Raw genomic sequence first — 20,479 nt, 5'->3', positions numbered from 1 at the left:
AACTCTACGGATAGTATGGTTGATAGTACGGTTCTATCCGTAGAGTTCCGAAGGGCTCTACGGATTTTGGAATGGACAAGAGTCTCTGACTCGGTTTTGTTGCTGAGTTATAAACTCAGTTCTATTCTTGAATCCGTAGATACGCTGCGCTTAACTCTACGGATAGTATGGTAAGGATATGGTTCTATCCGTAGAGTTCCGAAGGGCTCTACGGATTTTGGAATGGGCAAGAGTCTCTGACTCGTTTTTGTTATTGAGTTATAAACTCAGTTCTATTCTTGAATTCGTAGAGACGCTGCGCTTAACTCTACAAATAGTACATGAGTTATAAACTCAGTTCTATTCTTAAATCCTTAGAGGCGCTGCGCTTAACTCTAAGAATAGTACATTTTTGTTACTGAGTTATAAACTCAGTTCCATTAGCAAACCCGTAGAGATGCTGCGCTTAACGCTACGGATAGTATGGTTTGTTGCTGAGTTATAAACTCAGTTCTATTCTTAATCCGTAGAGACGCTGCGCTTAACTCTACGGATAGTACGGGGAAATACGGTGGCCGAACAGTTTTTGGGAAAGAGAAGCCACCCATAGATAAACAGTTGAAATTGTTTTAGTTTTTATTCTGCCAGGTCATTTATTATCATACTGTTTTCAGTTTCTGGCTGTAAGTTCCGAAGGACTCTGATATTGTAAAATGGACAAGAGTCTCTGACTCTGTTTTGTTGCTGAGTTATAAACTCAGTTCTATTCTTAATCCGTAGAGACGCTGCGCTTAACTCTACGGATAGTACGGGAGTTATAAACTCAGTTCTATCCTTAAATCCGTAGAGACGCTGCGCTTAACTCTGCGGATAGTATGGGATTTTAGGAGCTATCTGATTTATTTCAGGGTCTATTTTGCCGGAAAGATGCTGACCACGAAGTAGCTACAAGGCAATTGAAAATAATATTTCTTCCTTGTTAATAAATTCAGCATGACGATCGAATGAGATATCAGTTTCATTGTATAAAACAAAAAAGGTCGTGGTTTACACCACGACCCAAAAAAATATAGAATTTAAACCTGTTTAAGCATATGCTACTGCATCTTTCGATGCCAGCTTAGTTGCTCCCATTAAGTATTCATCTACCTTACGGGCAGCTTCTCTACCTTCTGAAATGGCCCAAACCACTAACGATTGTCCACGGCGGACATCGCCTGCAGCAAAAATCTTTGCAATATTGGTTTGATAGGTATGTTCAGATGCCTTTACATTTCCACGGTTATCTAATTCAATACCCAATTTTTCAAGTAAACCTTCTTTCTGAGGATGTAAAAATCCCATTGCTAAAAGCACCAGCTCGCATGGAAGATCTCTTTCAGTACCTGCTACTTCTTTAAATGTAACCGGACGCCCGTTTGCATCAATTTCCCATTCTACATCAACAACTTTTAATGCTTTAAGATTTCCTTTTTCGTCAGCAATAAAGTTTTTGGTATTAACTGACCAAGCTCTTTGTGCACCTTCCTCGTGAGAAGAAGTATTTTTCAGCAACATTGGATAATTTGGCCAAGGCATATGCTCATTGCGTGCCTGGGGTGGCATTGGCATGATCTCGAATTGCGTAACGGATTTTGCGCCATGGCGGTTTGAAGTACCAATACAATCAGATCCGGTATCGCCACCACCAATTACAATCACATTTTTACCGGTAGCCATAATATCTTCTGCTTCTACAGTCCTGCCAGCCACACGTTTATTCTGCTGTTTTAAGAAATCCATTGCAAAATGAACACCTTTAGCTGAACGGCCATCAATCGGCAGATCACGTGGAATTGTTGAACCACCTGCCAATACAATCGCATTAAAATCACGTAACAAGGTACCTATTTCAATATTCTCGCCTACGTTGGCCTTGCATTTAAAAATGATGCCTTCTTCTTTCATCAAATCAATACGGCGATCTACCACGTTTTTTTGCAGTTTGAAATCGGGAATGCCATATCTTAATAAACCACCCGGTGCATCATCGCGTTCGAAAACGGTAACTTCATGCCCGACTTTATTTAGCTGGGCAGCAGCTGCCAGGCCTGCAGGACCTGAACCAATTACAGCAACTTTTTTACCCGTTCTGATTAACGGTGCTTTAGCTTTGATAAATCCTTTTTCGAAAGCAATTTCGATGATATGCTTCTCAATCTCTTCAATAGAAACCGGTGGTTTGTTAATACCTAACACACATGCCGATTCACATGGTGCCGGGCAAATTCTACCCGTAAATTCCGGAAAATTATTGGTGCTCAATAAAATATTTGCCGCTAATTCCCATTTACCCTGATAAACAGCATCATTAAATTCCGGTATCACGTTACCCAGCGGACAACCTGACTGGCAGAAAGGCACTCCGCAATCCATACAACGGGCAGCCTGATTATTTAATTCTTGTGGCGGTAAATTATTTAAAAATTCACCATAGTGTTTTACACGCGTTGCAACCTCTTCTCTAATGGGTGCAACTCTGTCGTATTCTTGAAATCCTGTTACTTTACCCATGGCCTAGTGTGTTTTTACTTGTTGGTTACGTTTGCTTAAAACTGCCTTGTATTCTTTAGGGAATACTTTTACGAAATGCGCAGACTGGGTTTTCCAATCGCTTAAGATAAACTCAGCTACCTTGCTATCTGTTAAGCGGATATGTGCTTTAAGTAAGGCTAAGATACGTTCTTCATCTTCTGCCTGAAGTGGATCCAAATCAACCATTTCCTTATTGCATTTACGCTCGAAAGTTCCATTGGCATCGAAAATCCACGCCACACCACCACTCATTCCAGCGGCGAAATTGCTTCCGGTATCGCCAAGAATCAGCACCTCACCGCCAGTCATGTATTCACATCCATGATCGCCAACTCCCTCAACAACAGCTGTTGCACCAGAGTTACGTACGGCAAAACGTTCGCCTGCTTTACCACGGGCAAACAACTCACCAGAAGTTGCACCATACAGGGCCACGTTACCAATAATGATATTTTGTTCAGGAACAAAAGTAGCGTTTGAGAAAGGGTAAATAGCCAGTCTCGCACCTGATAAACCTTTACCTACATAATCGTTTGCCTCGCCTTCCAGTGATAAAGTAACCCCACGGGTATTGAAAGCACCAAAGCTTTGTCCGGCAGAACCTACAAATTTAAAGTTGATCGTATCCGGAGGTAAACCAGCACTTAAATGAACTTTTGAAATTTCATTAGACAGCATGGTACCTATTGCACGGTCAGTATTTTTTACATTAAAGCTTGCAAATACAGGTTCGTTATGATGGATGGCAGGTTGGGCTGCAGCAATCAGCTGGTGATCTAAAACCTGATCCAAGCCATGATCCTGAGCTTCTGTATGATATAAAGGCAAACCATTTTCTTCTGCCTTGTATAATATGGCTGATAGATCAAGGTGTTTCAGTTTCCAGTCTTCGGCAGGCAATTCACGTAATTTTAAAATATCAGCCTGGCCAATCATTTCGTTAATGGTCCTAAAGCCAAGTTCGGCCATAATCTCCCGTAATTCCTCGGCAAGGAAATAGAATAGGTTTACTACATGGTCTGCATCACCGGTAAATAATTTTCTAAGTTCCGGATCTTGTGTCGCCACCCCTACCGGACAGGTATTTAAATGGCATTTACGCATCATGATACATCCTGAGGTTACCAATGCGGCTGTTGCAACGCCCCACTCTTCTGCACCCAATAAAGCTGCAATGGCGATATCCCTACCTGTTTTTAGCTGACCGTCTGTTTGTAAAACGATACGGTTGCGCAATTTGTTCTTTACCAGGGTTTGGTGTGCTTCCGCCAGACCTAACTCCCATGGTAAACCCGCATGCTGAATAGAGGTTAACGGCGAAGCACCGGTACCACCATCAAAGCCGGATACAAGAATAACATCGGCATGCGCTTTAGCTACGCCGGCTGCAATAGTACCTACGCCGGCTTTAGATACGAGTTTCACATTGATCCGTGCCGCGCGGTTGGCATTTTTAAGATCATAAATTAACTGTGCCAAATCCTCAATGGAATAAATATCGTGATGTGGAGGAGGCGAAATTAAACCTACGCCTGGCGTAGAGTGACGAACTTTTGCAATCCAATCATCTACTTTGTGTCCAGGTAATTGCCCGCCTTCTCCCGGCTTAGCGCCCTGAGCCATTTTGATCTGTAACTCATCAGCATTGGTCAAATAATAGCTCGTTACACCGAAACGCGCAGAAGCCACCTGTTTAATCGCTGAGCGCATGCTATCGCCATTTGGCAGTTTGGTATAACGCATTTCATCTTCACCACCTTCTCCGGTATTGCTCTTTCCGCCGATACGGTTCATGGCAATGGCCAAAGTAGAATGTGCCTCATGCGAGATTGAGCCGAAAGACATCGCTCCTGTGGCAAATCTTTTTAAGATAGATTCCGTAGCTTCTACCTCGTTTAAAGGAACAGAAGGACGGCTATAATTGAATTCAAACAATCCACGGATGGTGTAAGCCTGTTGTGTTTGCTCATTTACCAGTTTAGAATATTGTTTGAAGATGTTGTAATCGTTTTTACGTGTTGCGTTTTGTAGTAAGTGAATGGTTTGCGGATTAAATAAATGCGCTTCACCTTTGCGGCGGAATTTGTATGTTCCGCCAGCCGGCAATAAGTTTTCTGTCTGCGTTAGCGGGCCAAAACTGCGGTGATGCTTGATTAAAGTTTCTTTCGCAATCTCATCCAAACCTAAACCACCTATACGAGAAACCGCACCCGTGAAATAGGTGTTCACCACCTGTTTGTTTAAACCTAAAATCTCAAAAATCTGCGCACCCTGGTATGATTGAAGGGTCGAGATACCCATCTTAGAGAAAATTTTAAGTAAACCGCTGTTTACCGCGTAAATATAGTTTTTGGTAAGCTGTTCTGCCGACAAACCAGATTCTTGCTGGAAACCATTGATGGTTTCTAAAGCCAGATAAGGGTTTATAGCCGTAACCCCAAAGCCCAGCAAGGTAGCGAAATGATGTACTTCCCAAATATCTCCAGCCTCAATCACAATACCAACCGCACCACGGTATCCTTTACGGATCAAATGATGGTGTACTGCCGAAACCGCCAGTAGAGAAGGCATCGCTGCATGTTCAGAATCGATAGCCCTATCGGTTAATACAATCACCTGGAAACCGTCTTCAACCGCATCAACCGCATAGCGGCACAAACGATCTAAGGCTTTAGCCATAGCGCCTGGTTTGCCATCTGCCCTGAAATAAGTCTGCAAGGTTTTTGCCTGGAAAACGCCGGTATCAATACTCCTTAATTTCTCTAGTTCCTGGTTGGTTAAAATCGGATGTTTAATTGCAACGCAATGTGCCTGTTTTGGTGTTTCTTCCAGCAGGTTGCCCATGCTGCCCATAAAACTGGCCAAACTCATTACCACTTTTTCCCTGATCGGGTCAATTGGTGGATTAGTTACCTGTGCGAATAACTGCTTGAAATAGGATGATAAGTGTTGCGGACGTTTTGACAGGATAGCCAGAGGCGTATCGGTACCCATTGAACCAATCGGTTCCTTGCCTTCAATGGCCATTGGTTTAAGCAAAAGATCTACATCCTCTCTGCTATAGCCAAAAACCTGTTGATATTTGAAGATAGATTCAGTAGATAAGCCGGTAAACATTACGCGGGGCTCAGGCAATTCCTCCAAGCGGATCTGGTATTGGTTAATCCAGTCGCCGTAAGGACTTTTGCCACAAACTTCTTCTTTAATTTCATGATCGCTGATGATCCTGCCCTGCTCCATGTCTACTACAAACATTTTACCGGGAGTTAAGCGGCCTTTTTCGATGATCGTGCTCTGATCGATGGCCAGCGCTCCCGCTTCAGAACCCATAATTACGCGGTCATCAGAAGTAATGGCATAACGCGAAGGACGAAGACCATTACGGTCTAAAGTAGCACCAATTAATTTACCATCAGTAAAAGCGATGGCGGCAGGTCCGTCCCAGGGCTCCATCAAAGTGGCATGGAATTCGTAAAACGCCTTTTTAACAGGATCCATATCCTCATTGCCATCCCAGGCTTCAGGCACCAGCATCATTAGTACATGTGGCAGGCTTCTTCCTGAATGAAGCAACAGTTCAATCACATTATCCAGACAGCCTGAATCTGAGTTTGTTTCGTCGATTACAGGCAGTAACATATCAAGTTCTTCCGGTGTAAAGTAAGCAGAAGCAAAAGACTTTACGCCTGCTCTAAACCAGTTTAAATTTCCTTGTAAAGTATTGATCTCGCCGTTATGCGCAATAAAGCGGAACGGCTGGGCCAGTCTCCATGAAGGAAAAGTATTGGTGGCAAAACGCGAGTGAACCAAACCTAGGGCAGACACCATACGCTTATCGGTAAGATCGGTAAAATAGGTGCGTACCTGTAAGGAAGTGAGCTGACCTTTATATATAATGGTTTGTGCGGAAAGCGAAACGATGTAAAAATCTTTACCGCCATGAACGGTATTTACGATCAGTTTGATCAGGTAATTTTTAAAAATGTAAAGTTTGCGTTCAAAATCTGCACCTGGTGCCACCGCATAAGGGCGGGCAATAAACACCTGTTCAATTTCAGGTTCAACGGAAAGGGCCATGTTGCCTATATCCCTTGTGTCTACATCAACCTTTCTAAAACCTAAAATTTCAAGGCCTAGCTTTTCAGCAGCACGGTAAATCAGCTCTCTGCATTCTTCTCTGGACCTGATATCCTTTGGCATAAATAACATACCAACACCATAATTATTGGTTTCTGGTAGGCTAAAGCCTGCTTTTAAACATTCATCGTAAAAAAATTCGTGAGGAATCTGAATCATGATACCTGCTCCATCGCCTGTATTTGGTTCTGCTCCACATGCCCCTCTATGATCTAGATTCTCTAAAATAGTAAGTGCATCAGAGATGATTTGATGCGATTTCCGCCCTTTCACATGTGCAACGAACCCAATACCGCAGGCATCGTGTTCAAATTGCGCATCGTACAATCCACTGTTTGGTTCCATTCTTTGCTCGTTAGTTGTTAGTGTATAGGAAACACTAAGATAGGAAAAAGAAATCTTAAATTACAGAGTTGACACGATTTTTGGAAAAATTTTAGTTCCTAGGTAATTTAATGCGTTTAAATTTGAAAAATAATAATTATTGCCTAATACATTTAGTAAATTGATAATGGTAATATTGTACAATAAATGCTAATTTCAGTCCAATATTAAAACTAAACCGTTTTAATAAGTGTTTCAAATATGAATATTTTATTTAAATATAAAATAAACTACCGAAAGTGGGTCTGTTGTGATCAATTTAAAATGCCGGTTTCGATTTTATTAATTTATTAATCAGCTATATAGCTTAAAACTAAAAAAAAATACAGAAATGCATTTTGCAAAACAACTTCTTTTTCTACCTTTGTGGCCGGGCAAGTCTTTTACGACCAGCTCCCTTTGAACTCCCCCAGGGTGGGAACGCAGCAAGGGTAGAAGGTTGTAGCGGTGCGATAGAAGGTGCTTGCCCTTTTTTTACCCCCTTATTCCCCTGAAGGGGGGATATTAAATTCTTCAGGGCTTCTTGCAGCAGAACCTAATAATCATTTTAAGAATTTATAAACATGAAATTTTTTATTGACACAGCAAATCTTGATCAAATCAAAGAAGCTCAAGATCTTGGCATTTTAGATGGCGTAACCACCAACCCTAGCTTAATGGCTAAAGAAGGTATTACCGGCGATGAAAATGTAATTAACCATTATAAAGCAATCTGCGATATTGTTGACGATAATGTAAGCGCAGAAGTAATTTCGACCACTTTTGACGAAATTATCAAAGAAGGCGAAGCACTGGCCGCATTAAACCCGAAAATCGTAGTTAAAGTTCCGATGATTAAAGATGGTTTGAAAGCCATTAAATATTTTTCTTCAAAAGGAATTAAAACCAATTGTACTTTGATTTTTTCTGCCGGACAGGCTTTATTGGCAGCAAAAGCAGGTGCAACATACGTTTCTCCATTCTTGGGCCGTTTAGACGATATTTCTAACGATGGACTGGTTCTAATTGAAGATATCAGAACAATTTTTGATAACTACGGATATGAAACACAAATTTTAGCGGCATCCATCCGCGGACCATTGCATATTGTAAACTGTGCTAAATTAGGCGCCGACGTAATTACGGCACCATTGGCTGCTATTGTTGGTTTATTAAAACACCCGCTAACAGATAGCGGTTTAGCAACATTTTTAGCCGACCACGCTAAAGCAGCCGGTAAATAAGTTTGGAGTATTGAGCTTGGAATGTTGAGTTCCAGGCACACAAGAAAGTCCTGAATTAAGTAATAATTTAGGACTTTTTTGTTTAACAAAATTTAATGAATAAGAGTTCCTTAGGGTTTGCTACCTGAGCACTTTGCTTATTCCAAACTCCAAACCCCGAACGCCAAACTAAGCTAATATTTTATTTTCAATAATTTAGCATTTTCCCTCTCCCATTTTCCCTGATTTTTTGGAGAGCATAACCAGTGCCAATCGGTTGCTCCAGTCCTGCTTTCCATTATATTCCGGTGAATTTTCCGAAGATAAATTGATCGGACACCGGAATGCCATTTCAATCAGGTCTAGCTGGCAGTGTCAGCTTAAGAAAGTTCAAAGTGCAAGCGCGTGGAACGATTTCGAAAGTTTGGCAAGGCTGGTTCCATCATCTATTTTCCCTCTTACATTTTCATCTTTCTACTATTAAGAAGTTAAGATTTTTAGGGCCTTATTAGTGTTTATTATTGCAAATTGCAGGTTCCATCATCCATTTTCCCTCTTCCATTTTCCCTGATCTTTTGGAGAGCAGAACCACCAGTGCCAATCGGTTGCTCCAGTCCTGCTTTCCATTATATTCCGGTGAATTTTCCGGAAAGATAAATTGATCAGACACCGGAATGCCATTTCAATCAGGTCTAGCTTTCATGGGCAGCTAACGAAATCTCAAAGGGCAAGCGCGTGGAACGATTTCGTAAGTTGATTAAAGCTTTCTTAGGTTTCTCGCTTGCGAAGTTGCCAACCGATCCTTCCCTTTTTAAATTTCACATGTCATTGCATTATTCTGCGTTAATTATCGAAACAGCATTCTTTTTGGCTGTCAATCCTGAAGGATAATTTATACTGTAAAAATCAATATGATTGACGGATGTACAAACAAAGTTTGAATGGTCTCGAGTTATCGTCCTTTCGAGCGGAGTGCAACGCAGTCGAGAAATCCTTTAAACTATATTTCAATAATTCAATTCAAAGATCTCTCCATTCCGCTGGGCTACAGTCGGGATGACGAAAATTTTATTGGCATCTGTAAATGCCAGCTTAATCAGAGGGTTATCCAAAAGATATAGTGTACAGCGTGTTAAAACGCCCAAATCATTAAAATAGATAAAGTAAGAAGGATAACGGGCAAATTGCAGGATAGATCTCCTGTATTACCTTTTCCATATTAGTTTGGTATGGGCAATTTACTTATTCCAAACTCCTAACCCCGAACTCCAAACTAAACTAAAGATTCTCTTTTCAATACCTCCTTAACCTTCTCGTAACTGATCTGTTCATCCGGTTCAATCAATATGCCCTTCACTCCTGCCCCATTTGCGGCTTCTACGTCTCTGGGTTTATCGCCGATCATAACAGACTGCGCCGGATCAATATCATACATGTCAATGGCATCCAGAATCATTCCTGATGCAGGTTTTCTACATTTACACTCCCCACCAACAGTTGGATGATGCGGACAGTAATAAAAGCCGGCAATATCAGCCCCCTTAGCCAAAAAAGCATTGCGGAGCATCTGGTGCATAATAGCCAGCTCTTGTTCAGTATAGCGCTTCAATGCAATGCCGCCCTGGTTAGTAATGACAATCAGCAAATACCCCTCATCAAAAAGTTTCTTTAGTACAGGAATTTGGTAATCCAGGATTTTAAAGTCTTCAACGCGACAAATGTAATCGTATATTTCGTGGTTAAGTACACCATCACGGTCTAGAAAGATAGCTTTGTTCATTGTTGATATTATGGGTTTTGGGGTATTAGTATCAAGATTTAAGTATTAAGTAGCGAGATTCTACCTGTTTATAATTTCGGCAAAATAACTGAAAATTAAGCATAAAAGAAAGCCCAACCTCATTAAAGGCGGGGCATAATCATAAAATTGATCTGGTTTGCTTATTTCAAATTCAATCCTGCCTTGTGGCCTTTTATGGCAAAAAACAGAATGTATAAGTAACAGGGCAATACCGTTAACAGGTAGGCCAGTTGAAAGTTGATATGCAGCTTTTCATTTAAGAAAGCATATAGTAGCGGCATTATGGCACCCCCTGCAATACCCATAATCATAATGGCTGAACCTATTTTGGTAAATCTGCCCAGATGACTAATACCAAGCGGGAAAATTGCAGGCCACATCAATGAATTGGCTAAGCCCAGTAAAGCCACGAAAATTACCGCGAACCAGCTGGAAATTACAAAAGATAAAATGGTGAATAAGATCCCTAAAATCGCACAGATTCTTAAGGCCTTTTGCTGCGAGATGTATTTTGGAATGGTTACAATGCCAACAATGTAACCAATTAACATACTAAAAAGGGTAATGGAAGTTAGTTTTCCGCTAATCTCGGCTTTAATGCCCAATTCACGGCCATAAATTCCGATAATATCACCAGCCATAACCTCCGCTCCCACATATACAAAAATACAAAGTGCTCCCAAAAATAAATGTGGAAACCGGAAAATACTTTTGTGTTTGAGTACCGCTCCTTTGCTTTCGTCTACCACATCCTCTTCAACCTCAACCTCCGGCAAATTGGTAAATTTAATCAGCAATGCAAAAAGGCAGAAAACAATGGCTAAAACAACGTAAGGCATATTCACGCGACCTAAAACATCATTTAATAACTGTTGGTGCACTGCACCGGTAGCCGATTTAATTTGTTTTTCTACTTCAGAAGCATTTTTTAAAAACAAGGTACCCATAACCAATGGCACAATCATTCCGGCAAATTTATTGCAGATCCCGGCAATGCTGATGCGTTTGGCTGCACTCTCAATAGGTCCTATAATGGTTAAGTACGGATTTGATGCGGTTTGTAACAAAGCCAGTGCCGCCCCTTGCACAAAAATACCGGTTAAAAATAAACCAAAAGTTCTGGTTTGAGCCGCCGGAATAAATATCAATGAGCCTAAACCCAAAATAATCAAACCTAAAACAATCCCGTTTTTAAAGCCCACTTGTTTCAAGATCCACGACGATGGTAGTGCCAAAAAGAAATAGGCCATGTACGAGGCGAAGGTTACAAAAAATGCCTGTAGGTTTGACAGGCCAAAAGATAACTTAAAAAACGGAATCAGGGTTCCATTTGCCCAGGTTACAAAGCCGAAAATAAAGAATAAAGCACAAATAATAATGAGCGGTTTCGGCCCCTGTGCCAGGGCTGATGTTGTTTTTTGCTGCATGAGTTTGGTTTGGTTTATTTGTTCAGGCCAAACTAAAAAATAATTTTTAATAAATAGGTATCACCGCTTTCGCAATTTTATTTTTAACATATCTTTAAACCCATTTCGCTATGGATGATCTACATTTAAGCATAGAAAACTTACAAAATCTTTTTAAAAAAGGACCGCCAGATAATTAATTTACCTATAAATCAATACACTACCGCATTTATCGATTTTTTATTTGCAGGAAACAGTCTATACGCCTATATTTGCACCACTTTAAAGGAAACGGTTAACGTTGATGTAAAGTAGATTCCGTAGCTCAGCTGGTAGAGCATTACACTTTTAATGTAGTGGTCCTGGGTTCGAATCCCAGCGGGATCACACCAAAGACTATCAAAACGTATAAAACCCTGCAATCGCACGATTAGCAGGGTTTTTGCTTTTAGGGAATTGCCAAAAATCGCATGAATTCACAAAACTTTGGTGAGTGATTCGGTGAGTAAGGCAAAACGGTTAAATTGACTCACCGAATTGTACATAATCATTTATTGTACAGGTTGTTACGAACTGAACATCTTGTGTAGATTTAGTTGCAAAGCTATTTTTGTTTCATCTTTAGTCGTTAGATGATGAAGACCAATTTTAGCCTGCTTTTCTATCTGAAAAAGCAAAAGAACTATGTAAGTGGAAATGTGCCGATCTACATGAGGATTACCGTAGAAGGAAACCGTGCAGAGATGGCCACAAACCGGGATTGTGACCCCAAACGATGGAACGCCAAGGGCAACCGGGCCATCGGCTCCAAAGAAGAGATCAAGGTGTTGAACACCCATCTTGACCATTTGCAGAATGCCATTTATTATGCCCATCAACGTGTTTTCGATATGGGCTTGCCAATTACTGCCGATGCCATCAAATCAAGTTATCTAGGTACGCTCACCAATTCCCATACCCTATTGGAAGCTGTTGCAGACCATAATTTAAAGATGGAACAGCTTGTGGGTAAAGGTTATGTGCGTGGCACATTGAACCGTTATAAAGTTTTGGAAAGGCACCTTAAGGTTTTTATCCCTTTGAAATATGGTGTAGCCGATATGGACATTAGAACTATCGACCAGGCATTTCTGAATGGATTTGACCATTACCTAAGGTCTGACAAGAACTGCGCAAACAATTATGTGGTAAAAAACATTAAGAACCTCGGGAAAATCCTTCGCATATGTATGGAGAATGAATGGATAGATAAATCGCCATTTACAGCTTATAAAGGCAAAACAAAGAATGTTGATCGCTTTTATCTGAACAAGGAGGAATTGGCTCATATCGCGGGAAAAGAGTTTTTATCGGAGAGATTGAAGCAGGTAAGAGACGTTTTTATTTTCTGCTGTTTTACTGGTTTGGCTTATGTCGATGTCTTCAAACTGAAACAGGAGAATATCAGAAAGGGAATTGATGGCGACCGATGGATCTTTACCAATAGGCAGAAAACCAAAACAAGGTCATCGGTTCCGCTACTTTCAACAGCTGTTGAGATTGTTGATAGATATTCCACCAACAAAGTTTGCCTCAATAAAGGCCTGCTTCTACCGGTTCCCAGCGACCAAAAGATGAACGAATACCTGAAAGAGATTGCCGACTTGTGCGGAATAGAAAAGAAGCTGACTTCGCATATTGCCCGCCATACTTTTGCTACGACTGTTACACTTTTGAATGGTGTGCCAATTGAAAGCGTTTCAAAAATGCTCGGGCATACGAACATCAGGACTACCCAGCATTACGCGAAGATTTTGGATATCAAAGTAAGCGAAGACATGGCGGTGCTAAAGAAAAAGTTAGCTATGATATAAATCAATAAATTTAATAATAACAGTCAACTGACAAATATTTAAAAATATTAGGCATTAATTCCTGTTTTGGTTAGCTTTGTAGGATGTTAAAGGAATTGAACAAAAGAGTAATCGTTGTGCACTGGAAAAGATTTGCCAGTACAGATATCGATGTGTTTTCAAGTCTGAAAGGATTTTGCGACAGCTACCCAACCTATAACTATCATACATTGAACAACTATCTTTCGAAAAAGAAGATTCCGTTCGAAAACGATGAAATCAAGATTGAAAGACAGCCACTGATACAAAAGATCAGAAGACCAGACCTTCCAAAGGTACTGTTCTGGGATTTCGATTTCGAAAAACTGGACTGGAACAGGAGTTACAAAACCGTTATCGAACGGGTGTTTGATAAAGGTAGTTCTAAGGATTGGAAGGAAATGATCAGATTTTATGGGCGAGAAAATGTAGTGAAAGCCCTTAAAGAAGACATCACGTACCTTTCTGATATGACCATGGAGGCCGTTTGTAAATATTTTCAGTTGAGCAAAGAAAAACTCAGATGTTACACAAAGAAACAGTTACACCAGGGACACTGGATTTAATCCAGACACTGATGCAAGACCATCAGCTCAACTCCTTTTACCTTGTTGGAGGAACCGCACTATCTTTAAGGATTGGACACAGGGAGTCCATAGATATCGACCTTTTCAGCTCATCGGACTTTGATGGTGATGGACTCGCTGTACACTTAAGGAACAGCTATGGCGCAGACGTAAAACGCCACAAGAGCAATTATGTAAGTGGTAGCATTGGCGAAGTTGATTTTGATTTTATCTCGCACAAGTATCCATCTATCAGACCAATAGAAACAATCGAAGGCATAAGGATGATGTCCAATCAGGATATATCGGCCATGAAAATCAATGCAATTGTGAATAGCGGACAAAGGATCAAGGATTTTATCGATATGCATTACCTGTTAATGGAAATGCCTTTGAATGAAATATTGGATTACTACTGCCAGAAATACCCAAATGTCGATCCCAACACCGCTAAGTCATCCCTAATGTATCATAACGATATCGACTTTAATGTTCCCGTAAAACTCATGGACGGAAAGCTTAAATGGCAGGACGTGCAGAAAAGCATTTTAAAGGCAGTACGTGACTACACCAGTCTACTAGAAAGCAGCGAATTGTACCGTAAGCTTCAGGAAGCAAAAAATAACCAGAAAAATGACCGTGGCAGAGGGATGGGTCGCTAGATTTTAACAATAAATAGGTTATCACAATTCGTGATAACCTATCTTAAGGTACCAAATTGGCACCTTATAATTTGGATAATCTAACTGGCTTGTAAAGTTTATTTTACACTCTCAAGGTAAGACAGGTTAAGTAATTACTGACTTTGAATAATTGTAGGAACTTTCTTATAATTCTTCATTTGGCTTTCGGTGCCAACAATGTTTACACCTTCGTCAACATAAATTATATTCATTTTAAGGTTTTGGTTTTTTGTAATATCAATTACTTTAATACCATTTCCATTAACTGTTATTTGAACTAATTCGGGGTTATTCGATAATTCAAGAGTCTTTAATTTATTGTTGTCTAATACCAAGTACTTAAGTCTATAAAATTGACTTAGGTCGATTTTATTAAGTTTGTTGTCCATCATATTCAATGATTCTAAATTTGGACAATTTTTTATACTTACTTGTGTTAGTTCATTTAGGCCACAACTAATTTGCTTTAGAGCTGGCATATTTGAAATTTCAAATACTTTTAAAGCATTTTTAGCACAATAGATGTCTGTCAAGAACTTTAAACTATCAAGTGTCAATCTACTAATTTTATTATTTGTTATTAATAGTCGTTCTAAGTTCTTGAAATATTTTACGTCATTAACATTTACAAGATTTTGTCCCATTAGGTCAAGCGTTTTTATTTGAGTAGCCTCATTTGCCTCAATCCTTTCGTTACTGTTTAAGTCAATTTCTGGATATTTGCTTAATACTATTCTTTCGAAATTTGGATTCTCAAATTTAATCTCGTCCTTATATCCTAAAATTTTAAACGTAAAAAGTATTATCAAAATTTCTATTCTCATTTTTTCTGTTTACGGTTATGGTCGGAATAATTAACTTCATTAATTCACAAATAAAAGGCATGCTACTTTGTTTCCCGTTAGTGTGAAAGCAAGGGTATTTTAATTCGGCGAAACATAAATATAATCCACTATAAACTTAACAACCGATTCACTCGCTTCCATTTAGGATCGAAGTCAATTTCGTGATTGAAAGATACCAATCTGTTTTCTGCCAGACTAACCTTTCTTAAAAATTGCGCAATATGTTCATTCTCTTCCGAATAACATTGAATTTCCATTCCTATATCTGATACGAACCTAGAAACCAAGTGGCAAATGCAAATCCTCTTCAATTCATCTGAAAAGAAATCCTCAATTGTGCCCATATCCAAGTCGGGATTATTCTTGGCAACTTTATCAGTGAGATCAATACTTATTTCGATATGGTAAGGGCAAAATTCTTTGAACTCGTACTTTCTATATGATTTATCAACCCAGCCGGTGCCTAGCTTGCCATTTTGCATGGTTAGCTTTAAGAGGGTAAAAGAATGTTTCGGATATATCTGATCCGAATATTTTACCATCTCCCAGTCAACTACAGGAGGTTTGTTTCCAAAAAACTTGTAAAAAAAGTTCACTTTTTTAGGGGGTTATTGTAGTTACGGGGTCTTTTGCTTTTCTTCGTTGATCCTCCTGTAAACGAGTTTAACTATCCAATCAAGTTCGCTCTGCTCACACCAATATTCACTAATATGTCCAAAAGTCTGGTATGTTGAGACGTTAAAGCCTTCCTCAATGTCATTGTAAAAAACTACCGCATTACCGAAGATTGCGACCACCCAAAATCCTCCGCCCTCGTTTCCATATTCTTTTTCCTGCCATTTATGGGGTGCGATTTTAATCAGGTTCCAAAAGTTCAATGGCTCACCTTCGAGTTTTGATTCTCCCCTTGAGATCCATTCTTCTAATTCGGTTAATGAAATCGGTGTCCACATGCTAGAAGTCGTAAACTGTTACTTCAATATTTTTTTCAGCCAAGGCTGATTTGATCAATGGTTCGATTTTATCCCACGTACCGCCAGCCAGACCACATCCAATCCTAGGCATATGCACCGTTGCACCATTTTCAGATGCAAACTGGGCAACTTTTTCTAGACCCTTGGATATCGCCTCGTACCGAATTGGTGCGTTTCCCATTTCGTCTTTGTTTATTTTATGTTGGCCAATCAGGTTCGCAATCCAAAGGTCGTCTTCAACTTTCACGAACTGAACTTCGCCAAGGGAGAAACCAGTCTTTGATTTGAACCACTCACGATATCTCTTTTCTGGTTCTTTCCAGCGTTTTGAGATTGCCATTACAAAACCTTTTCCCCACCCGCCAATATCATTGCAGATATGTACAATTATCTTGTTACCAGCAGCTGCAGGATTGGTGGCATCACCTTTTAAATAATTTATCTCCATTATTTTGATTGTTCAATTCCATCATAGTCTTCATTAAAAAAATCGCTCAAACTCACGCCAAAACAATTTAAGATGTTGATCAATGTGCCAATTGTGATATTGGTATTGCCTGCCTCATATTTACCGTACTGCGAACGGTTCAGATTGTTCTCATAGGAAAACTTATCTGGACTGGTATAACCTTTAGATTTGCGGAGAGCTTTTAGTCTTAAGCCTATTTTCCTTAATTCCTTTTCGCTTGTTAGGAGATTGCCTTTTGCCATGAAATAAAGTAAAACAAATACTCCATTTTAACACACTCCATAAAAAGAGTATTTTTATTTGGAGTATTGCAAATAACTGATTACCTTAGGGGATTGGATAATCGGAATATATAAGATTAAACAACGACAAAATATTAATGGTCTTGCGGTTGCATTTCTGAAGCCGTGGCGCAAGACAGCAGAACACCCAGCCTATTTGTTAATATGCTATATTTGCGTATTCCTAAAATAGGTGCGGGACTGCTGTACACTCGTGTTACGTAAGGCTTCAGAAACTTTTATGCAACCACGAGATGCAGTTCCCGCACCTATTTCTGCATCTCCAAGACTCATTTAAATGCTATTAACTAAATGAGATCAATATGGAACCATCAAAATTATCACCAGAAGCCGAACACGCTATCCATTTCAGGGAGTTTATCCATCGGCTCGCCCAGAAGTTCGAACCGCTACAGATCTTCAACTTTTCACAGAACAGTTACACCCATAATTCCCAAGGCTGCTTTAACGACAATCAGGGCTATTTAAAATGTGACCATTGCCTATTGGTAGTTACCGAAACTGCAACCCGAATAGATTACGAAATGCAGGATTTTGCCAACACCTATTATCAGCATGGAACGATTACTGTGATCTCCCATGGTAGACAATCGGTTATTGACGCAGTACAGCAAAATAGCCGCTTTTTTATCGGGGTGCTTACCTATGGAAAACTGCTCTATTGTAAGGATGGACTATTAGACAGTGATCCAATTGCTGCGTTTATACCCACAAAGGGCGCAATCAAGGCGCTTAAACATTATGAACATCGTATACCACTGGCTGACGGATTTCTGATGTGCGCAACTGAGTGTCTGGAAAAGGAACAGTTCGGAATATGTGCCTTTATGCTCCATCAGGCCGTAGAACAGACTTGTATCTGTCTGTTGAGGGTTCATATCGCCTACCGTTCGGAGTTCCATAACCTTTACCGCCTGCTCCGTTTGTGTACTTGCTTTTCTGAAAAGCCATTTCAACTTTTCCTGTCCACTACCGAAGATGAGCGCTTATTTGATGTGATGGCAAAAAGCTATTCTGGTTCACGTTATAAAGATGATTTTACGGTTCCCAGGCAAGATGCGGAGCGTCTTTATCAACGGGTCGCATCTTTTCTTTTGTTGGCAAAGGAGATGTGCAACGAAAAAATAGAACTGCTGGCCAAATCGGCATCAGATTATGCAGCCCTAAAAAGTGCTGATCATGTACAGATAGAAAAAATATTACAAACCAATATTTAAGGCTATGAAGAAGCAGATAAAAAATACATCAGATAACAGGATCGTTTATCTTAACAATGATGAAATAACAGATCCGATAAAAGTGATAAACGATTTTTTCAGTTACTCATGGTTGCCCAATCATTTGAAGATGCTGAAACGCTGGCGAAACGATGCAGCGCTTGAATCCGAAAAATCAAAAAAATGTAGCCCAGACTACATTGTTTATAATTACGAACTGACCATAAAACTGATAGAGGCCGCCTGGCTATTAAAGCGCCACAAGCTTGGCAGACTTGACTTCGATGACAAACAGGAAAGTGATATCGCAAAATGGTACATCAAAACGGAAAGGAAGAAGCTACGGGATTATCCTGAAAGTCTGAGCATCCGGGAGATCGTAAAGCCTTCATCTGTACTAAAGAAAATGTTCAGGATCCATAAACTGGATGGGTACAGAAAAATCCTGAACACATGGCTTCACAATGCGCTGAGCACTTCCTACATAGAAGAAAGCCTTTCAAAATCTGAAGTAATCACAGTTTACGAACAATTGGTCAAACTGTTCGAGGCTACTTGGCTGATTAGTCACCGCATTGAGACAAAGGCTTAAATTAATTTTAACAGCCTCCAGCCTAAAAAAATAGCTCGGTGTTTAAGGTATTGAATAACATATCATACTTTATAGCTGTTAAGTTTGCTCAACTGTAACATCTGATAATAGATATAAACGAGTATATTCGTTTATAGATATATAGGGAAATAGGATTTACAAGTACAGAAATTTTATGCCATCCAAAATGCATACCTGACTATACGTATACTCATTCATATAAATGATATAAAAATAATTAAATGGGAACTTGGGGAACTTCAATAAAAGACAACGACGCATTTGCTGACATATATAGTGAATTTTTTGACCAATATAATAAAGGTGCAGAGCCACATGCTATTTCAGAAAAAATAATCAATGACAATTGGGAAATACTGGAAATCGAAGAAGAGAAAAACAGCCTTTGGTTTGCCCTTGGCCTTGCGCTTTGGGAAACTAATTCTCTCAATCCCCAGATATTAAATAAAATTGAAAAAATAATTGAAAGTGGCGAAGAGTTGAAAATCTGGCTTGACCTTGGCGCAAGCGCAGGAGACATTAAGAAACGCAGAATTTCATTAGAAAAATTTATAGACAAATTAAGAACAAACAGGCCTAAGCCAAAGCCTCGTAAAAAAGCTAAGTTAAAAACCCCGGTGTTTTCTACTGGTGACTGCATTAGCTTCAAACTGGACAATGGAAATTTCGGAGCTGCAATAGTCTTGGCTTCGGATCAAAATCCTGAAACAGCTTACAATTTAGTTGCTACAACGAGAGTGAATAGTTCAACAAAGCCAACTTTGGATGACATTAGAAATTCTGAAGTATTAGTTCTCAATTTTGCCAGCTGGGAAGATAAAGTTGAGGTGACTTGGTACATGCCAGACTTGTATTTCAAAAATTATTCAATGCTATATGAAGTAATTGGACAAATCGATATTGATTTTGAATATGATGTGAAAAACTGGAGTGGAAAGGGATACCACTTCAAGCCAACATTTACATCTGGATGGAACATGAATGAAATGATGGACAAACAGTTGAAATCTGAAAAAACAAAACCACAACCATTAAAATCCTTATACGTCAAAAAACTAATTAAAAAGGACAAATTCTGGACATTGTGGTAAGGGGTTTTGACAAAAGTGGCGGCAGTAATTGAATGCAGTACTAGCAGTCACAGCGATTACATTAAAGCGTAGGATTAAATAGAATTATCCTGACTAACATAACAAACCGCCAAACCTTTTCCGTAGACACCAGAGCAAAAACAGGGGGGCTGTGTGGGCTGGCCGTTTTTGCAGGCCGCAAATGCGCGCGGGAAAAATCTGAGACTACCGCCCAAGGCCTTGGTTTTGTTGCATCTGCTGTAATAGCCACTACTTAATCTGACAGTTGGTTAGTTTTTGCTAATTGTCAGATTGAATTTCTGAATATGTTTTTTGCTCTTCTGAGATCGTTAATTTATCTATTACTTTCTCTTGTTTATAGCTCT

General features: G+C 39.7%; 16 protein-coding genes, 1 tRNA gene and 1 other RNA gene. 9 read left to right on the top strand and 9 right to left on the bottom strand.

Annotated elements, in window-relative coordinates; genetic code table 11:
* Positions 1-1,065: 1,065 nt before the first annotated feature.
* Positions 1,066-2,532, bottom strand: coding sequence for a glutamate synthase subunit beta (locus ACFE6N_RS12540; RefSeq protein ID WP_378936908.1), 1,467 nt, complete (start codon positions 2,530-2,532; stop codon positions 1,066-1,068).
* 3 nt (positions 2,533-2,535) lie between these two features.
* Positions 2,536-7,035 carry a glutamate synthase large subunit gene (gene gltB / locus ACFE6N_RS12535; protein ID WP_378936906.1) on the bottom strand — a complete coding sequence of 1,500 codons (4,500 nt, stop codon included), beginning with the start codon at positions 7,033-7,035 and terminating at the stop codon, positions 2,536-2,538.
* A 411-nt stretch (positions 7,036-7,446) separates the two neighbouring features.
* On the opposite strand from gltB, the gene ffs reads away from it, so the two are divergent.
* Together ffs and fsa are read left to right on the top strand one after the other, a co-directional pair.
* An RNA gene (gene ffs / locus ACFE6N_RS12530) (signal recognition particle sRNA small type) lies at positions 7,447-7,546 on the top strand.
* Positions 7,547-7,637: 91 nt separating this feature from the next.
* Complete coding sequence (gene fsa / locus ACFE6N_RS12525; RefSeq protein WP_378936904.1) at positions 7,638-8,297, top strand: fructose-6-phosphate aldolase; 660 nt, start codon at positions 7,638-7,640, stop codon at positions 8,295-8,297.
* Positions 8,298-9,549: 1,252 nt separating this feature from the next.
* On the opposite strand, the gene ACFE6N_RS12520 is transcribed toward fsa, so the two are convergent.
* Both ACFE6N_RS12520 and ACFE6N_RS12515 read right to left on the bottom strand, forming a co-directional pair.
* On the bottom strand, positions 9,550-10,056 hold the full coding sequence (locus ACFE6N_RS12520; protein WP_378936902.1) for a D-glycero-alpha-D-manno-heptose-1,7-bisphosphate 7-phosphatase: 507 nt from the start codon (positions 10,054-10,056) through the stop codon (positions 9,550-9,552).
* Between the two features lie 161 nt (positions 10,057-10,217).
* The gene (locus ACFE6N_RS12515; protein WP_378936900.1) at positions 10,218-11,504 is read right to left on the bottom strand and encodes a sugar MFS transporter; all 1,287 of its coding nucleotides are present in this window, start codon (positions 11,502-11,504) and stop codon (positions 10,218-10,220) included.
* A gap of 293 nt (positions 11,505-11,797) precedes the next feature.
* On the opposite strand from ACFE6N_RS12515, the gene ACFE6N_RS12510 reads away from it, so the two are divergent.
* The 4 genes from ACFE6N_RS12510 to ACFE6N_RS12495 all read left to right on the top strand — a co-directional run bounded on the left by ACFE6N_RS12510 (position 11,798) and on the right by ACFE6N_RS12495 (position 14,582).
* Positions 11,798-11,870, top strand: a tRNA-Lys gene (locus ACFE6N_RS12510).
* Between the two features lie 245 nt (positions 11,871-12,115).
* Positions 12,116-13,336: a site-specific integrase gene (locus ACFE6N_RS12505; protein WP_378936898.1), complete on the top strand. Its 1,221-nt coding sequence runs from the start codon at positions 12,116-12,118 to the stop codon at positions 13,334-13,336.
* A gap of 83 nt (positions 13,337-13,419) precedes the next feature.
* Positions 13,420-13,920, top strand: a complete 501-nt coding sequence (locus tag ACFE6N_RS12500; protein ID WP_378936896.1) for a DUF6922 domain-containing protein — start codon at positions 13,420-13,422, stop codon at positions 13,918-13,920.
* Entirely contained in the window at positions 13,878-14,582 is a 705-nt protein-coding gene (locus ACFE6N_RS12495) for a nucleotidyl transferase AbiEii/AbiGii toxin family protein (protein WP_378936894.1), read from the top strand. The genes ACFE6N_RS12500 and ACFE6N_RS12495 overlap by 43 nt, the downstream gene beginning before the upstream one ends.
* Positions 14,583-14,716: 134 nt before the next feature.
* Here ACFE6N_RS12495 and ACFE6N_RS12490 read toward each other — a convergent pair whose 3' ends face one another.
* The 5 genes from ACFE6N_RS12490 to ACFE6N_RS12470 all read right to left on the bottom strand — a co-directional run bounded on the left by ACFE6N_RS12490 (position 14,717) and on the right by ACFE6N_RS12470 (position 17,133).
* Entirely contained in the window at positions 14,717-15,427 is a 711-nt protein-coding gene (locus ACFE6N_RS12490) for a hypothetical protein (protein WP_378936892.1), read from the bottom strand.
* Positions 15,428-15,555: 128 nt separating this feature from the next.
* Positions 15,556-15,930, bottom strand: coding sequence for a DUF695 domain-containing protein (locus ACFE6N_RS12485; RefSeq protein ID WP_378936890.1), 375 nt, complete (start codon positions 15,928-15,930; stop codon positions 15,556-15,558).
* A gap of 135 nt (positions 15,931-16,065) precedes the next feature.
* Positions 16,066-16,401: a hypothetical protein gene (locus ACFE6N_RS12480; protein ID WP_378936888.1), complete on the bottom strand. Its 336-nt coding sequence runs from the start codon at positions 16,399-16,401 to the stop codon at positions 16,066-16,068.
* Between the two features lies 1 nt (position 16,402).
* Positions 16,403-16,870 carry a macro domain-containing protein gene (locus tag ACFE6N_RS12475; protein ID WP_378936886.1) on the bottom strand — a complete coding sequence of 156 codons (468 nt, stop codon included), beginning with the start codon at positions 16,868-16,870 and terminating at the stop codon, positions 16,403-16,405.
* Positions 16,870-17,133, bottom strand: a complete 264-nt coding sequence (locus ACFE6N_RS12470) for a helix-turn-helix domain-containing protein (RefSeq protein ID WP_378936884.1) — start codon at positions 17,131-17,133, stop codon at positions 16,870-16,872. The genes ACFE6N_RS12475 and ACFE6N_RS12470 overlap by 1 nt, the downstream gene beginning before the upstream one ends.
* A 362-nt stretch (positions 17,134-17,495) precedes the next feature.
* Between ACFE6N_RS12470 and ACFE6N_RS12465 the strand changes: the two genes are divergently transcribed.
* The 3 genes from ACFE6N_RS12465 to ACFE6N_RS12455 all read left to right on the top strand — a co-directional run bounded on the left by ACFE6N_RS12465 (position 17,496) and on the right by ACFE6N_RS12455 (position 20,114).
* The gene (locus ACFE6N_RS12465) at positions 17,496-18,410 is read left to right on the top strand and encodes a HEPN domain-containing protein (protein WP_378936882.1); all 915 of its coding nucleotides are present in this window, start codon (positions 17,496-17,498) and stop codon (positions 18,408-18,410) included.
* A gap of 4 nt (positions 18,411-18,414) precedes the next feature.
* Entirely contained in the window at positions 18,415-19,002 is a 588-nt protein-coding gene (locus ACFE6N_RS12460) for a hypothetical protein (RefSeq protein WP_378936880.1), read from the top strand.
* Positions 19,003-19,244: 242 nt separating this feature from the next.
* Positions 19,245-20,114 (top strand): hypothetical protein, encoded by an 870-nt coding sequence (locus tag ACFE6N_RS12455; protein ID WP_378936878.1) that lies wholly within the window; start codon positions 19,245-19,247, stop codon positions 20,112-20,114.
* The last annotated feature ends 365 nt before the right edge of the window (positions 20,115-20,479 follow it).

Source organism: Pedobacter sp. BG31 (assembly GCF_042464845.1).
In the GTDB taxonomy this organism is placed as follows: Bacteria; Bacteroidota; Bacteroidia; order Sphingobacteriales; family Sphingobacteriaceae; genus Pedobacter; species Pedobacter suwonensis.
This window is presented reverse-complemented; position numbering and strand designations above follow the sequence as displayed.

Bases quoted from the DNA above. Each gene is read 5' to 3' on its own strand.
- ACFE6N_RS12540 (WP_378936908.1), bottom strand. From the start codon at position 2,532: ATGGGTAAAGTAACAGGATTTCAAGAATACGACAGAGTTGCACCCATT.
- gltB (WP_378936906.1), bottom strand. From the start codon at position 7,035: ATGGAACCAAACAGTGGATTGTACGATGCGCAATTTGAACACGATGCC.
- fsa (WP_378936904.1), top strand. From the start codon at position 7,638: ATGAAATTTTTTATTGACACAGCAAATCTTGATCAAATCAAAGAAGCT.
- ACFE6N_RS12520 (WP_378936902.1), bottom strand. From the start codon at position 10,056: ATGAACAAAGCTATCTTTCTAGACCGTGATGGTGTACTTAACCACGAA.
- ACFE6N_RS12515 (WP_378936900.1), bottom strand. From the start codon at position 11,504: ATGCAGCAAAAAACAACATCAGCCCTGGCACAGGGGCCGAAACCGCTC.
- ACFE6N_RS12505 (WP_378936898.1), top strand. From the start codon at position 12,116: ATGATGAAGACCAATTTTAGCCTGCTTTTCTATCTGAAAAAGCAAAAG.
- ACFE6N_RS12500 (WP_378936896.1), top strand. From the start codon at position 13,420: ATGTTAAAGGAATTGAACAAAAGAGTAATCGTTGTGCACTGGAAAAGA.
- ACFE6N_RS12495 (WP_378936894.1), top strand. From the start codon at position 13,878: ATGTTACACAAAGAAACAGTTACACCAGGGACACTGGATTTAATCCAG.
- ACFE6N_RS12490 (WP_378936892.1), bottom strand. From the start codon at position 15,427: ATGAGAATAGAAATTTTGATAATACTTTTTACGTTTAAAATTTTAGGA.
- ACFE6N_RS12485 (WP_378936890.1), bottom strand. From the start codon at position 15,930: ATGCAAAATGGCAAGCTAGGCACCGGCTGGGTTGATAAATCATATAGA.
- ACFE6N_RS12480 (WP_378936888.1), bottom strand. From the start codon at position 16,401: ATGTGGACACCGATTTCATTAACCGAATTAGAAGAATGGATCTCAAGG.
- ACFE6N_RS12475 (WP_378936886.1), bottom strand. From the start codon at position 16,870: ATGGAGATAAATTATTTAAAAGGTGATGCCACCAATCCTGCAGCTGCT.
- ACFE6N_RS12470 (WP_378936884.1), bottom strand. From the start codon at position 17,133: ATGGCAAAAGGCAATCTCCTAACAAGCGAAAAGGAATTAAGGAAAATA.
- ACFE6N_RS12465 (WP_378936882.1), top strand. From the start codon at position 17,496: ATGGAACCATCAAAATTATCACCAGAAGCCGAACACGCTATCCATTTC.
- ACFE6N_RS12460 (WP_378936880.1), top strand. From the start codon at position 18,415: ATGAAGAAGCAGATAAAAAATACATCAGATAACAGGATCGTTTATCTT.
- ACFE6N_RS12455 (WP_378936878.1), top strand. From the start codon at position 19,245: ATGGGAACTTGGGGAACTTCAATAAAAGACAACGACGCATTTGCTGAC.